Origin of the sequence: Pseudomonas sp. NPDC089530 (genome assembly GCF_050280705.1) — a bacterium.
In the GTDB taxonomy this organism is placed as follows: domain Bacteria; phylum Pseudomonadota; class Gammaproteobacteria; order Pseudomonadales; family Pseudomonadaceae; genus Aquipseudomonas.
The window spans coordinates 34,805-48,309 of sequence record NZ_JBNNVU010000042.1; the positions used below are offsets into that span (position 1 = coordinate 34,805).

Here is a 13,505-nt window from a genome sequence, read left to right on the forward strand (position 1 = left end):
GCCCTGCGCTGCTGACGTCAGCACCATCCGCATCGGCTTGCCCCCATCTGATCGCGGACCGCCGGACACAAACGCCTCGGCGACACTTCGTAAATAGCGAAGCATTGCTCAGGAATAACCGATTTTTCTTCACGGCAATCTCCCCGTTAGCATGACCTCGTCGCTCCAGCACAAACCCGGACCAGGAGAATGGCATGCAACCCATGCACATCGGCGAACCCTGGATGTGGTTCGCCTTCATCATCTTCGTTCTTGCCATGCTGGCCCTGGACCTCTTTGTCTTCGGCGGGCGCAAGGCCCATCGCGTGTCGGTGCGCGAGGCGTCGTGCTGGGTAATTGCCTGGTGCGTGCTGGCGCTAGCCTTCGCGGGATTGCTCTGGTGGTACCTGGAGGGCGAATTCGGGCCCGAGATCGCGCAACGCAAAACCCTGGAATTCCTCACCGGCTATCTGATCGAGCAGTCATTGTCGATCGACAACATGTTCATCTTCGTGATGATCTTCGGCTACTTTGCCGTGCCGCCGGAGTTGCAGCGCCGGGTGCTACTGTACGGCGTGCTCGGGGCGATCGTGATGCGGGCGGCGATGATTTTCGCCGGCGTGTGGCTGGTGTCGCAGTTCGCGTGGCTGCTGTATGCGTTCGGCGTGTTCCTGATCATCACCGGGATCAAGATGCTGCTGTTCGCCCAGCAGCAGCCCAACCTCGCTGACAACCCCTTGCTGCGCTGGATACAGGGCCATCTGCGGATCACCAACGGCTTTCATGGCGAGCGTTTTTTCGTCAAGCAAGGCGGTCGGCACTGGGCCACGCCGATGTTCCTGGTGCTGGTGCTGATCGAGGCCAGCGACCTGATGTTCGCGGTCGACAGCATCCCGGCGATCTTCGCCATCACCACCGACCCGTTCATTGTGTTCACCTCGAACATCTTCGCGATCATGGGTCTGCGCGCCCTGTACTTCCTGCTGGCCGACATGGCCGACCGCTTCCACCTGCTCAAATACGGCCTGGCGATCGTGCTGGTGTTCATCGGCGCCAAGATGACGCTGATGCCGTGGTTTCACATGCCGGTGGAGTGGTCGCTGGCCGTTGTCGGCGGGATCATCCTGGCGTCGGTGCTGTTGAGCCTGATCATGAATCGGAACAAATCGCCTGACGAGGACCGGATGGGAACCTAGCAGGAACGGCCGAGCGGCGCACGCCATATTGGACGCGAGCGCCCTGCCTGCTAACGTCAGCCCCAGCAACCCTCCAGACCCGACCACCCACCCCGGACACCCACATGCCTACCCCCGAATCCGCCCTCCTGCAAAGCTGGCACCACAACGCCCACGCCTGGATCGAAGCCATCCGCAACGACGCCATCGAAAGCCGCGTCGAGGTCACCAACCAGGCGATCCTGCTGGCGGTGCTGGGCCGCCAGCCCAAGCACGTGCTCGACCTGGGCTGCGGCGAGGGCTGGCTGTTGCGGGCCTTGGCCAAGCGCGGCATAGAGGCGGTCGGGGTGGACGGCGACAGGACCCTGGTGGAGGCGGCGCGGGCGGCAGGCTCGCCGACCGTGCACCTGGCCAGCTATGAGGCGCTGGCCGAGGCCGAGGTGGACCTCGGCAGCGGCTACGACCTGATCTGCGCCAACTTCGCCCTGTTGCACCAGGACATCATCCCGCTGCTCGCCGCCCTGCACGCCCTGCTCGCCCCCGGCGGCGCGCTGCTGATCCAGACCCTGCATCCCTGGACCGCGGCGGCGGGCGACTATCAGGATGGCTGGCGCGAAGAAACCTTCGCCGGGTTCCAGGGCCAGTGGCAACCCATGCCCTGGTACTTCCGTACCCTGTCCAGCTGGCTCAACGCCCTGGACCTGGCCGGCTTCCGGCTGGCCAGCCTGCAGGAACCGCAGCACCCGCAAAGCCCGGTGCCGCAGTCGTTGCTATTGGTGGCCGAGCGGCGCGGGTAAGGGGCTGCAACTGGCTGGCGCAACGTAGCGGTTGCAGGCCAGCAGTCTGAGTCGCGAGTGCGGTAAACGGCTGGACCCCTTATCTAGATCGGGAGAACGAATCGGCACTCGGCTCCCGCCTTGCCGTCTTCTGCCGGTTGCTCCCGCAAGAACCCGCACCGTTCCACCACCTTAGTCGAGCCGAGATTTTCCTTGTAGACATATGCCACCAGCTGCGTCAGCTGCCAACGCGTCCGCGCTTGCTGGATCAGATGCCGCAGCGCCTGGGTCGCGAGCCCCTGCCCGCAAGCGCTTTGCGCAATCCGATAGCCGACTTCGGCAGAACCCTGCGCGCTATCGATGCTTTTCAGGTTGGCCCGGCCGATGATTGCTCCGCTGGAATCCTCGATCACCAAGGGGTGCCAGGCGCCAGCGGCAAAATCGGCCAGGTAGCCTTCGATATGCTCGGCGACGCCCTGCAACGAATAAAAAGCAGGCGCGCGCGCCTCGATATGGGATTCGAACCACTCACGGTTCCGGGTTTCGAACGCCAGCAGCGCTTGCGTATCCGTACGGCGTAGCTCGCGCACGTTGAACGACGGCATAGATACTTCTCCTTTTTCCCACCGGTAATTGCACGGACTTGCCCATCTGTCCGCATTCGACCTGACCCGTCATTTGCATCGTACTTGAGCCACGCCTTGCTCCATGCCCGCCATCTATAGCCTCCAGTCAGCAACAGGAATCATCGAAGGTACTGATTCGGCTACTCGTCGACTATCGTCGCTGTGGCCGTTCCTGCAGGAACTTCAGGTGACTGGCCAGGTCGATAGGGACCCTTCCTCGGCCATGACGGGACAGTGAACGAATCTCAGCCGAGCAGCACTGAAGGCCTGTTTTATGACCGTGCCGTCGATGATCAACCGAGCCTGCCCCTGATGCCAACCAAGAGTTTTCTGCCGGGTCTCATCCTGGCGCTTTGCGCGGTCGCGTCGCATTGTTCGGTTGCCGCCGAGCGAAAAGCCTCCCAGCAAAGCAACAACGCATCAACAACCCTGATCGAGTCCGCCTCGCAGCAGTATGCGGATGGCCAGTTGGACCAGGCCGCTGCCACGCTGGAGCGTGCCTTGCATATCCAACCGAATAATCCTGCGACGCTGCATTACCTCGGTGTGCTGCGTCTTCAGCAGGGACAGTATCAGCAGGCGCAAGCGCTGGCGACGCGCTCCAATATGCGGGTTGGTCAGAATGTCGCGTTACGCAATCGCAACATCCAATTGATCCAGGCGGCGCAAAAGGCCCTGGCGTCGAATAACCCACCCAACGCCGACGAGCCTCTTGTCGCCGTGCGGGAGGGCCTGGAAGAAGAGGTTAAAAGGCGCCGTGAAGCAGAAGCGGTCGCTGCCCGGCAACCCGCTCCGGAAGCGGCGCAGAGCGCGGTAGACCGGCCGGCGGGTGGCACGCCAGGCGCCGAAGGGCAATTGCCAATGGTTTCCGCCGAACCAGCCCCCACGTACGACGAGATTGAAATTCCCCGTGGCCATCGGCCGCCGCCGGGGAAATGTCGAATCTGGTTTCCTGATCGCCCGCCGGGGCATCAGCCCGCACCCGGCAAGTGCAAGAAGCTGCGCTATCGGGTTCCGTTCGGAGCCTATCTGCTGCAGGGTTGAGTTTCCGAGTGCCCGCTTCTGACCGTGGATGCAACCGGTCGATAGCGGCCGCCGGCCAAGGGTCCAAAGCGGACCATCCTGTGCCTGAAACAGAAGGTGCGGGCGCCCTACTCCATCCTCATTCCCCCCGCAACTGCGCAATATCCCGCTTGGACGCCAAGCCCCGCCATGTAGAACATGTTGGTGGTGAAGGAATCGTCCTGGCTGATGCGCCGGGTCAGCACGTTGAAGAATGCGAAACCCAAGGCGGATGCCAGGGGAATCAGCGCCGCCAGCTCGAACACCCCGGCACCAGGCCGGAGGATGATCAGGGTGCCGCTGAAGCCGATGGCGGCGGCGATCCAGCGGCGCAGGCCGATGAACTCGCCCAGCAAGGCCCCCGCCAGCGCCAGGGTCATCAGCGGGAACACCGCGTACAGGGCGTGCATTTCAGCCAGGCCCAAGAACCGCAGGCCGATCGCGAACAGGGCTATCTCGCCCACGCCGATCAGCGCCCGAGTGATTTGCAGCCAGGGGTGGCGGCTGCGAAACGACGCCCTGACACGGCCCTGGCAAGCCGCATAAACCAAGGCGAACACCAGGAACAGCCAATAACGCACCATCACCAGCTGGGCCACCGGCAGGTCCTTGACCAGAACCTTGGTGATGCCGTCCTGGCTGGCAAAAATCAGCATGGACAGCAGGCACAGCACAATCCCCAATTTCGGCCGCGCGACCTCGGGGTAACGCGACTCGCTGGCACCGCCCAACTGCGCGGCGGTCTTGGCCCGATCACTTTTCGATTGCATCTGGGTCATGCCCGACTCCTGGACGTGCCAGTATTGGCCTAAGGGATTTCACATTCGGTCTTCAGGCACAAACCGCGGGCAGCCAGCGTCGATGGAGCGCCTGGTTCCATGCCTCAATCAACCATTCGTTGCACGCTTTCAGGTGGAAACCAACGCCTGCAACCAAGCGCTACCAAGCGCCGGGTGGATGCTTCGCGGCTATTTCACCAGGCGCTTTTCCTTGGACGGCCGGTAGCCGAAATACGCGCTGTAGCACTTGCTGAAATGGCTCGGCGACACGAAGCCGCAGGCCACCAGCACCTCGACCTGGGACAGCTCGGTGTGCTGCAACAGACGCCGCGCCTCGGTGATGCGCAGTTCCAGGTAATAGCGTTGCGGGGTGGTGCCCAGTTGTTCCTTGAACAGGCGCTCGATCTGCCGCCGAGAGCGCCCGGCGTACTCCGCCAGTTGCTCCATTTGCAGCGGCTCCTCGAGGTTGGCGTCCATCAGCTTGACCACCTCCCGCAGCGGTGCGCTCAGCGACACATGCAGGGTCGGTTTGATGCGCCGATAGCGCGACTCCTCGAACGACAGGATGTCTTCGATCCCCTCCACCAGCGCCTTGCCGTGCAAGCCCTTGATCCACTCCAGGGCCATGTGGAAAGCGCCGGCGGGGCTGGCCGCCGTGAGCCGGTCGCGGTCGACGACAAAGGCCTCGCTGGTGACCTGGGTAGCCTTGGAGACTTCCGCCAGCGCCGGGCGGTGTTCCGGGTGGATCGCGCAACGGTAGCCTTCGAGCAACCCCGAGATGCCGAGGAACCACGCGCCGTTCCACAGCCCGGCCAGGGCGATGCCCCGGTCGGCGGCGGTTTTCAGCAGGCTGATCAGCTCGTGGTCGACCTTGAGCTCGGTGCGGTAGCCGCCGCAGATCACCAGCAGGTCGAGGTCCTTGAGCCCCGCCAGCGTCAGCTGCGCATCGGGCCGGATCACCAGCCCGAGGTCGCTGGTGACCTCGCCGTCCTGCAGGCCGAAGGTCCGGGGCGAGAACAGGTCGGGACGCAGCAGGTTGGCGGTGACTATGGTATCCAGGGCCTGGGTGAAGGCCGGCAGCGAGAAGTGTTCGAGCAGCAGGAAACCGGCCCGGGCCTGGGTCGCAGGGGTGGTCCGCCCCTCGTCCAGGTAACGCAGGTTCTTGCCCTTCATGCCGCCACTGAAATCCCGTCGTTCAACCGCCATACGCCTCGCCTCTTTGCCCTAACGAACGAAGGTCCAGTGTAAAGCACAGTCAAGGCGCGGCCAGCGACTAAAAAACGTCATGACCCGGTGGTTCAGTTCCTGCTCAACCCTGCAACGCCGGCATCACCACTTCCTGCACGATCTGGCTGCCTTCGGGCGTGGCCCAGCTGCCCACCAGTTCGGCGATCACCTGGTTGGTGCTGGTCAGCGTCACGCCGTTCTGCTGCATCCGGCCCAGGGCGATGTCGTCGGCGAACTTGCTCGGCGAGGCCCCCGCGTCGGCCACCACCTGGACCTCGTAGCCATCGCTCGCCAGGCTCAGCGCGGGGTAGACCGTGCACACATCGTTGGTCACGCCGGCGATGATGAAGCGCTGGCGGCCGGTGGCCTTGACGGCGGCGGCGAAGCGCTCGTCGTCCATGGCGTTGACGATGCCTAGGCGCTTGATGCGCGCCGCGAACTCCGCCGGCAGGATGGCTTCCAGTTCGGCCAGCAGCGGCCCTTGGGCGTATTCCTCCATGCTCGAGGTCAGCACCACCGGCATCTTGAGGATCCTGGCGGTCCTGGCCAGCATCAGCGTGTTGCGCTTGAGTTCCTCGAACGCCATGGAGCGGGCCCAGCCCATGGTGCCGAGCTGATGGTCGATCAGCAGCAGGGCAGCGTTCTCGGCGGTGAAGCGTGCGTAAGACATGATGAAACTCCTGTGCTCAGGTGGCGTTGGCGTGCAGCGGGCGGCCGGCGAACAGCATGGCCTGGGCGCTGCCGTGGGGGGCTTGCAGGGTGATGTGGTGCGGTGTATCCCGCGCCGGGAAGACCGGTAGCCGGAGGTCGTCGGGGGCGAAGTGCTGGCCGTCCACCCGGATGGTTCCGGCGATCGGCATGACGAAGGCGCAGTCCCCCGCCGTAACGGGCAGCACCAGCTCGGCGCCTGGCTCCAGGGCGATATCCAGCAGCGTCACCGCGGTCGGTGGGTTCAGCGGCGAGCGCGCATCGCCGAACTGCCCCGCCGGCACCCGGACCCTGGCACCGGGCAGCAGCACCTGCGGCACGTCCTCGGGCTCCAGGCTCAAGGCGCTGGGCGCGCGCTCCCGATGGTCGGGCCCCAGGTCGACGAAGATCTGCAGCGAATGGACGGTCTGGCCGTTTTCCACGGGCACTTCCTCGTGCTCGATGCCGCGCCCGGCGGCGGTCCAGTGCAGGCCGCCGGGGCGGATCAGGTTGTGGGTGCCGATGCTGTCGCGGTTGTCGACGCCCGTCGCCGAATCCAGGAACAGGTAGGACACCGCCGAAAGGCCGGCATGGGGATGCAGGCCGAAGGTCGGCGCGCCCATCCAGGCGTGATCGACACCGATGAAGGGATCGAGCAGGCCGTCCGCGCCACGCAGGGCAATGGCGCGAAAGTGCTGGCCGTGACTGAAGCGCCGCAGCGCAACGATGACAGGCATGCTCATGGCCTCAAGCGCCTTGCGCTTCGCTCAGGGTCGGATAGTCGGTATAGAACTGCTCGCTGCCGCCGAAGAAGCCTTCGCGGCGCGCCTCGTTCATCGGCGCGTCGGCCTTGAGCCGTTCGACGAAGTCCGGGTTCGCCAGGACCATGGCGCCGTAGGACTCAAGGTCCGCCAGGCCCGCGGCCAGGTCCGCCCCGCTCTGCTCCCGCGCACGGCCCGGGCGGTTAACGATCAGCGCGCTCCTCCAGAGCTTGCGGATATCGGCCAGCAGCGCCTCGTCGCCCAGGTGCATCAGGTGCACATAGGCCAGCCCCAGCTTGTCCAGTTCGGCCACCAGGTAGCGGTAGAGCTCGGGGCCTTCGGCGCCTTCGTCGATCCCCCACAGGGCCATGCCCGGCGACAGACGGATGGCCGTGCGGTCCGCGCCGATTTCCTCGGCGATGGCCTGGGCGACTTCGATGGCGAAGCGCGCGCGGTTCTCGATGGAGCCGCCATATTGGTCGCTACGGGCGTTGGCGCTCGGGGCGAAGAACTGATGCACCAGGTAGGCATTGGCGCCGTGGATTTCCACGCCATCGGCGCCGGCCTCGACCGCGCGGCGGGCGGCGTGGCGGAAGTCCTGCACGGTCTGGCGCACCTCTGCGGTGGTCAGCGCGCGGGGCTGCGGGATGTCCTGCATGCCCGTGGCGGTGAACATGCCGGCGCCCGGGGCGATGGCCGAGGGCGCGACGCCCTGGCGGTGATGCGGCGTGTTGTCCGGGTGCGACATGCGCCCGGCATGCATCAGCTGGATAAAGATATGGCCGCCCTTGGCGTGCACCGCATCGGTGATCTTCTTCCAGCCGGCGACATGGGCGTCGGTGTAGATGCCCGGGGTGGTCAGGTAGCCCTGGCCGTCGTCGGAGGGCTGGGTGCCTTCGGCCACGATCAGGCCGACGCTGGCGCGCTGGGCGTAATAGGTGGCGCCCAGTTCGCCCGGCGTGCCGTCGTACTGCGCCCGCGAACGGGTCATCGGCGCCATGACCAGGCGGTTGGACAGGGTGTAGCGGCCGAGGCGCACAGGTTCGAAAACAGTGTTCATGGTGACTCCCTTGAAGGTGGCTGAGGGCAATCATCGCCTGCCTATCACGCGGGATAAATATGGTAATTTGGAGAACATTGATCCGAAATTGGAGCAGTCCATGGACCACTACCTGAATGACATGGCCCTGTTCGTGGAGGTCGTCAAAGCCCGGGGCTTTCGCAGCGCGGCGCAGGCCTTGGGGATGCCGAACTCGACCCTGTCGCGGCGCATCGGCGAACTGGAGAAATCCATCGGCCTGCGCCTGCTGCACCGCACCACGCGCAAGATCGAGTTGACCGAGGCCGGGCAGCTCTACTTCGAGCGCTGCAAGCGCATCGTCGACGAGGCGCGGCTGGCCCACGAACAACTGGGCCAGATGCTGGCCCAGCCCAGCGGCGTGCTGCGCGCGTCGCTGCCGGTGGACTTCGCCGTGACCTACCTGGCGCCGCTGATCGCCGAATTCGCCGCCCTCTACCCCGGCATCAGCTTCGACTTCGACCTGACCTCGCGCCGGGTGGATCTGGTCAGCGAGCCGTTCGACGTGGCGATCCGCATCGGCGAATCCGCGGACTCGCAACTGGTCGCCCGCGCCCTGGCCTCCCTGACCCCACGCCTCTACACCTCCCCCGGCTACCTGGCGCGCGCGGGAGAACCCGGCACCCCCGCCGAGCTGGAGCGGCACCAGTGCCTCAGCATCCTGAAGGCCGGTTCGTGGACCCTGCACGAGCACACGCGCAGCGAAACGGTAACGGTGGGCGGGCGTTACGCGCTCAACAGCATGGGCATGCTCCGGCGCCTGGCCGCCCTCGACCAGGGAATCGCCCTGATGCCGGAGGAAATCGCCGCGGACGAACTGGCCAGCGGCAAACTGCGCCAGATCCTGCCCGCCTGGCAGGGCACCGCGATACCGGTCTACGCCATGACCGAAACCCGCCTGCTGCCGGCGAAGACCCAGCGCTTCATCGAGTTCCTGCGCGAGCGTCTGGGGCGCTAGCCAGAGCCCGGAGCCGCCGCTCTATCGGGCTGTCGGCAATACCCGGCGATCGAGCCGTTCGCGCAGGAACTCGATCAGCGCCTGCACCGGCCGCGAGCCCTGGCGGTGCTGCGGATAGACCGCCGACAACGCCAACGGCTCGGTCTGGAATGCGTCCAGCACCGACACCAGGCGCCCGTCCCGTAGAGCCTCCTCGACAATGAAGGTCGGCAGGTAGGTGATGCCCATGCCGGCGATGGCCGCGTCCTTGAGCAGCTCGCCGTTGTTGACCCGCATCCGGCCGGTGACGTTGATTGCCAGGGGCTTGTTGCCCTGCCCGGCGAAACGCCATTGCACCTGGCGCCCGTGGCCATAGGGCAGGCAGTCGTGGCCATGCAGGTCCTCGGGTTCCTGCGGGGTGCCGCGCGCCGCCAGGTAGGCCGGGCTGGCGCAGTACACGCGCTGGATGGCGGCGATGCGACGGGCGATCAGGGTCGAGTCTTCCAGCACGCCGATGCGCAAGGCCAGGTCGTAGCCTTCGCCGAGCAGGTCCACCGGGCGGTCGCTGAGGTCGACCTCCACCGTGACCTCGCGATAGCGCTGCAGAAAGGCCGGCAGCAGATCCCCCAGGTGGGCCATGGCGAACGACAGCGGCGCGCTCAGGCGAATGGTGCCCCGCGGCTCGACGGTCTGCCCGGCGATGCCCTGCTCCACCTGCTCCACTTCGCCCAGCAGGCGCAGCGCCGACTCGTAGTAGCTCTGCCCCAAGGGCGTCACGTCCAACCGCCGGGTGGAGCGATTGAGCAGGCGCACGCCCAGGCGCTCCTCCAGCTGCATCAGCCGCCGGCTGACGAACTGCTTGGACAGGCCCAACTGGTCGGCCGCCGCGGTGAAGCTGCCGGAGTCCATGACCTGGCAAAAAATACGCATGTCTTCGAACGGGTTCATTGTCACTTCCTGGTTGACAGTCAGACGCTTTATAGCCGCTTTTTCGCCTTCCGGCACCTGATTAATCTGTGTCCATGGTGCTGACGCAGCCTGGCTTCACCCGCCCGCCGGCACTCTTCCCCTGTATTCGATTGTCAACGACACAAAAAAGGATTTAGCCATGAACATCGCCCAAAAAACCCTGACCGCCAGCCTCCTCGCCCTCACCATCGGCAGCGCCCATGCCGCCGGCGGCCCAGGCGTCGAGCACAACACCCAGGCCTTCCTCCAGGCCCTGGAGGCCGGTGGCGGCAAGCCGCTGGAACGACTGAGCCCCCAGGACGCCCGGGCAGTACTGGCGGGGGCACAGTCTTCGGTGAAGGTCGACCTGTCCGGGGTCGAGGTGAGCGATAGGACGATCAAGGTCGGCCAGCAGGACATTGCGCTGAAGATCGTGCGCCCCGCCAAGGTCAAGGGTGAGTTGCCGGTGTTCATGTTCTTCCACGGCGGTGGCTGGGTGCTGGGCGACTACCCGACCCACCAGCGGCTGATCCGCGACCTGGTGGTGGGTTCCGGCGCGGTGGCGGTGTATGTCGGCTACACCCCGTCGCCGGAAGCGCACTACCCGACGGCGATCAACCAGGCCTATGCCGCCACCCGCTGGGTTGCCGAGCATGGCCGCGAGATCGGCGTCGACGGCCAGCGCCTGGCGGTGGCCGGCAACAGCGTGGGCGGCAACATGGCGGCGGTGGTGGCCCTGATGGCCAAGGAACAGCGCACCCCGGCGCTGCGTTATCAGCTGCTGATGTGGCCGGTGACCGATGCCCGGTTCGACAACGGGTCCTATGGGCAATTCGCCGAAGGCCACTTCCTGACCCGGGGCATGATGCAGTGGTTCTGGGACAACTACACCACCGATGCCGCCGAGCGGGCGCAGGTGCATGCCTCACCGTTGCAGGCCAGCCCCGAACAGCTGCGCGGCTTGCCCGCCGCCCTGGTGCAGACCGCGGAGTTCGATGTGCTGCGCGATGAAGGCGAAGCCTATGCCCGCCACCTGGACGCGGCCGGCGTCCCGGTCACCGCGGTGCGCTACAACGGCATGATCCACGACTTCGGCCTGCTCAATCCCCTGAGCCAGATCCCCGAGGTCAAGGCCGCCGTGCGCCAGGCAGCGCTGGAACTCAAGACCCACCTGAACTGAGGCCCATCTGGAAGCCTGCCCCCGGGCAGGCTTTCTGCTACCCGCCCTGTCTTTAATCATCGGCATCGACTCACCCTCCACGAACGGCAGAAACATCCCCCCAAAAAGCCGCGGCCTTGAACCGCGGCTTTGCCATGCCCGCAGGAAAAAGGTTTGCCGAGCAGGAACCGCAAGACCTGCCTCCGCGATCCGCCTGGAAAAACGCGTCGCCCGGTTTGCGACGGCTGCGCCGCCGATCGCAGCCTCGCCAGGGCTCGGCAGCGGCTACAGGAATTGCGGTGTCGGTGTAGCCGCTGTCGAGCGCCAGCGAGGCTGCGAACGGCAACGCAGTTGCCGCAAGACCTGAGTCCGCGATCCGCCTGGAAAAACGCGTCGCCTGGTTTGCGACGGCTACGCCGCCGATCGCAGCCTCGCCAGGGCTCGGCAGCGGCTACAGGGACGGCGGTGTCTGTGTAGCCGCTGTCGAGCGCCAGCGAGGCTGCGAACGGCAACGCAGTTGCCGCAAGACCTGCCTCCGCGATCCGCCTGGAAAACCGTGTCGCCCGGTTTGCGACGGCTGCGCCGCCGATCGCAGCCTCGCCAGGGCTCGGCAGCGGCTACAGGAACGGCGGTGTCGGTGTAGCCGCTGTCGAGCGCCAGCGAGGCTGCGAACGGCAACGCAGTTGCCGCAAGACCTGAGTCCGCGATCCGCCTGGAAAAACGCGTCGCCTGGTTTGCGACGGCTACGCCGCCGATCGCAGCCTCGCCAGGGCTCGGCAGCGGCTACAGGGACGGCTGTGTCGGCAGCGGCTACAGGAATCGCGGGGGGTTGCGGGGCAAAAAAATGCCCGCACAGCGGCGGGCATTTTTGGTATCAAAGCTAGCGCCAGGCTTACTTGGCAGTGAAGGCCGTGTAGCTGTTGATCAGGTTGCGGTAGTTGGGGATGCGCTGGGACAGCAGGTTGGCCAGGCCTTCCATGTCGTTGCGCCAGTCGCGCTGCAGCTCGCAGGCCACGGAGAACCAGTTGACCAGTTGCGCGCCGGCGGCGGACATGCGGGCCCAGGCGGCCTGCTGCACCACCTCGTTGAAGGTGCCGGAAGCGTCGGTCACCACGAACACGTCAAAACCTTCTTCCAGGGCGCACAGGGTCGGGAACGCCACGCAGACGTCGGTCACCACGCCGGCGATGATCAGTTGCTTGCGGCCGGTGGCCTTGATCGCCTTGACGAAGTCTTCGTTGTCCCAGGCATTGATCTGGCCTGGACGGGCGATGTAGGGCGCGTCCGGGAACATTTCTTTCAGCTCGGGTACCAGCGGCCCGTTCGGACCGGCTTCGAAGCTGGTGGTGAGGATGGTCGGCAGCTTGAAGAACTTGGCGCAGTCGGCCAGGGCCAGCACGTTGTTCTTGAACTCGTTCGGCGAGAAGTCCTGCACCAGCGAGATCAGGCCGGTCTGGTGGTCGACCAGCAGGACCACGGCGTCGTTGATGTCCAGGCGCTTGTAGGTTGGGTTGCTCATGTGGAACTCCTTGGTGGATGGGTAGAGCGGTGGGCGCCGGCCATAGCGGCCGGCGCTTTGGGTTATGGGTCAGAAGGCGAAGCAGGAACAGCCGAAAGCGCCCCAGAAACCCTGGAAGTCGCTGACCGGCACATTCGACAGGCGCGCCCGCTCGTGGCTATGGGCGTGCACCGCGCACGGACCGCTGCACTGGTGCACCTGGGCCACCAACGGCGAGCTCGGGCGCCAGTGCCCCGGCACCTTGGCCACCGGCGACCAGTCCGGCAGTACCGGCACCGAGGGCGGCGCGAGCTTGGAGAAATCGTCGGCGGCGTACACCACCTTGCCGTCGACCACGGTCAGCACCGACTCGATCCACTTGATGGCTTCTTCCTCGACGCTGAAGAAATCCGCGGACAGGGCCGCCAGGTCCGCCAGCTGGCCGACCTTGATCTGGCCTTTCTTGCCCTGCTCCGAGGAGAACCAGGCGCTGCCATGGGTGAAGAGTTCCAGCGCGGTCTGCCGCGGCAGGCCTTCGGCGTGCAGGGCCATGCCGCCCACGGTCTTGCCGCTGACCATCCAGTACAGGGAAGTCCAGGGGTTGTAGCTGGAGACCCGGGTGGCGTCGGTACCGGCGCCCACCGGCACGCCTTCGGCCAGCATGCGCTGGATCGGCGGGGTCTGCTCGGCGGCCTTGGCGCCGTAACGGTCGACGAAGTATTCGCCCTGGAACGCCATGCGGTCCTGGATCGCGATACCGCCGCCCAGCGCCCGCACCCGCTCGATGTTTTTCGGCGTGATGGTTTCCGCGTG

Annotated in this window: 14 protein-coding genes; 5 read left to right on the forward strand and 9 right to left on the reverse strand. The window is 65.7% G+C overall.

What is annotated here, in order from left to right; translation table 11 throughout:
* Positions 1-194: 194 nt before the first annotated feature.
* Both ACQKQA_RS17220 and ACQKQA_RS17225 read left to right on the forward strand, forming a co-directional pair.
* A complete protein-coding gene (locus tag ACQKQA_RS17220; RefSeq protein WP_427559889.1) occupies positions 195-1,175 on the forward strand; it encodes a TerC family protein in 981 nt (326 codons plus the stop codon).
* Positions 1,176-1,279: 104 nt separating this feature from the next.
* Positions 1,280-1,951 (forward strand): class I SAM-dependent methyltransferase, encoded by a 672-nt coding sequence (locus tag ACQKQA_RS17225; protein WP_427559892.1) that lies wholly within the window; start codon positions 1,280-1,282, stop codon positions 1,949-1,951.
* A gap of 83 nt (positions 1,952-2,034) precedes the next feature.
* Here ACQKQA_RS17225 and ACQKQA_RS17230 read toward each other — a convergent pair whose 3' ends face one another.
* Entirely contained in the window at positions 2,035-2,535 is a 501-nt protein-coding gene (locus ACQKQA_RS17230) for a GNAT family N-acetyltransferase (RefSeq protein ID WP_427559894.1), read from the reverse strand.
* A 333-nt stretch (positions 2,536-2,868) separates the two neighbouring features.
* Here ACQKQA_RS17230 and ACQKQA_RS17235 point away from each other — a divergent pair, with 333 nt between their 5' ends.
* Positions 2,869-3,600: a tetratricopeptide repeat protein gene (locus ACQKQA_RS17235; protein WP_427559928.1), complete on the forward strand. Its 732-nt coding sequence runs from the start codon at positions 2,869-2,871 to the stop codon at positions 3,598-3,600.
* A gap of 107 nt (positions 3,601-3,707) precedes the next feature.
* On the opposite strand, the gene ACQKQA_RS17240 is transcribed toward ACQKQA_RS17235, so the two are convergent.
* From ACQKQA_RS17240 to ACQKQA_RS17260, 5 genes are all read right to left on the reverse strand, one after another.
* A complete protein-coding gene (locus tag ACQKQA_RS17240) occupies positions 3,708-4,397 on the reverse strand; it encodes a DMT family transporter (protein ID WP_427559897.1) in 690 nt (229 codons plus the stop codon).
* 189 nt (positions 4,398-4,586) lie between these two features.
* Positions 4,587-5,603, reverse strand: a complete 1,017-nt coding sequence (locus ACQKQA_RS17245) for a GlxA family transcriptional regulator (protein ID WP_427559900.1) — start codon at positions 5,601-5,603, stop codon at positions 4,587-4,589.
* Positions 5,604-5,706: 103 nt separating this feature from the next.
* Positions 5,707-6,294, reverse strand: coding sequence for an isochorismatase family protein (locus ACQKQA_RS17250; protein WP_427559903.1), 588 nt, complete (start codon positions 6,292-6,294; stop codon positions 5,707-5,709).
* A 16-nt stretch (positions 6,295-6,310) separates the two neighbouring features.
* Complete coding sequence (locus tag ACQKQA_RS17255) at positions 6,311-7,054, reverse strand: pirin family protein (RefSeq protein WP_427559906.1); 744 nt, start codon at positions 7,052-7,054, stop codon at positions 6,311-6,313.
* Between the two features lie 4 nt (positions 7,055-7,058).
* A complete protein-coding gene (locus ACQKQA_RS17260; protein ID WP_427559909.1) occupies positions 7,059-8,132 on the reverse strand; it encodes an alkene reductase in 1,074 nt (357 codons plus the stop codon).
* A 100-nt stretch (positions 8,133-8,232) separates the two neighbouring features.
* Between ACQKQA_RS17260 and ACQKQA_RS17265 the strand changes: the two genes are divergently transcribed.
* The gene (locus ACQKQA_RS17265; RefSeq protein ID WP_427559912.1) at positions 8,233-9,108 is read left to right on the forward strand and encodes a LysR family transcriptional regulator; all 876 of its coding nucleotides are present in this window, start codon (positions 8,233-8,235) and stop codon (positions 9,106-9,108) included.
* Positions 9,109-9,129: 21 nt separating this feature from the next.
* On the opposite strand, the gene ACQKQA_RS17270 is transcribed toward ACQKQA_RS17265, so the two are convergent.
* Positions 9,130-10,035, reverse strand: a complete 906-nt coding sequence (locus tag ACQKQA_RS17270; RefSeq protein WP_427559914.1) for a LysR family transcriptional regulator — start codon at positions 10,033-10,035, stop codon at positions 9,130-9,132.
* 160 nt (positions 10,036-10,195) lie between these two features.
* Between ACQKQA_RS17270 and ACQKQA_RS17275 the strand changes: the two genes are divergently transcribed.
* Positions 10,196-11,215 (forward strand): alpha/beta hydrolase, encoded by a 1,020-nt coding sequence (locus tag ACQKQA_RS17275; protein WP_427559918.1) that lies wholly within the window; start codon positions 10,196-10,198, stop codon positions 11,213-11,215.
* Between the two features lie 871 nt (positions 11,216-12,086).
* On the opposite strand, the gene ycaC is transcribed toward ACQKQA_RS17275, so the two are convergent.
* A complete protein-coding gene (ycaC, locus tag ACQKQA_RS17280; RefSeq protein WP_427559921.1) occupies positions 12,087-12,713 on the reverse strand; it encodes an isochorismate family cysteine hydrolase YcaC in 627 nt (208 codons plus the stop codon).
* A gap of 69 nt (positions 12,714-12,782) precedes the next feature.
* Positions 12,783-13,505: amidohydrolase family protein (locus tag ACQKQA_RS17285; RefSeq protein WP_427559923.1), on the reverse strand; the 723-nt coding region annotated here is incomplete at its 5' end.

Coding starts and splice junctions, on each gene's coding strand:
- ACQKQA_RS17275 (WP_427559918.1), top strand. CDS start 10,196: ATGAACATCGCCCAAAAAACCCTGACCGCCAGCCTCCTCGCCCTCACC.
- ycaC (WP_427559921.1), bottom strand. CDS start 12,713: ATGAGCAACCCAACCTACAAGCGCCTGGACATCAACGACGCCGTGGTC.
- ACQKQA_RS17230 (WP_427559894.1), bottom strand. CDS start 2,535: ATGCCGTCGTTCAACGTGCGCGAGCTACGCCGTACGGATACGCAAGCG.
- ACQKQA_RS17260 (WP_427559909.1), bottom strand. CDS start 8,132: ATGAACACTGTTTTCGAACCTGTGCGCCTCGGCCGCTACACCCTGTCC.
- ACQKQA_RS17255 (WP_427559906.1), bottom strand. CDS start 7,054: ATGAGCATGCCTGTCATCGTTGCGCTGCGGCGCTTCAGTCACGGCCAG.
- ACQKQA_RS17225 (WP_427559892.1), top strand. CDS start 1,280: ATGCCTACCCCCGAATCCGCCCTCCTGCAAAGCTGGCACCACAACGCC.
- ACQKQA_RS17245 (WP_427559900.1), bottom strand. CDS start 5,603: ATGGCGGTTGAACGACGGGATTTCAGTGGCGGCATGAAGGGCAAGAAC.
- ACQKQA_RS17240 (WP_427559897.1), bottom strand. CDS start 4,397: ATGACCCAGATGCAATCGAAAAGTGATCGGGCCAAGACCGCCGCGCAG.
- ACQKQA_RS17270 (WP_427559914.1), bottom strand. CDS start 10,035: ATGAACCCGTTCGAAGACATGCGTATTTTTTGCCAGGTCATGGACTCC.
- ACQKQA_RS17220 (WP_427559889.1), top strand. CDS start 195: ATGCAACCCATGCACATCGGCGAACCCTGGATGTGGTTCGCCTTCATC.
- ACQKQA_RS17250 (WP_427559903.1), bottom strand. CDS start 6,294: ATGTCTTACGCACGCTTCACCGCCGAGAACGCTGCCCTGCTGCTGATC.
- ACQKQA_RS17235 (WP_427559928.1), top strand. CDS start 2,869: ATGCCAACCAAGAGTTTTCTGCCGGGTCTCATCCTGGCGCTTTGCGCG.
- ACQKQA_RS17265 (WP_427559912.1), top strand. CDS start 8,233: ATGGACCACTACCTGAATGACATGGCCCTGTTCGTGGAGGTCGTCAAA.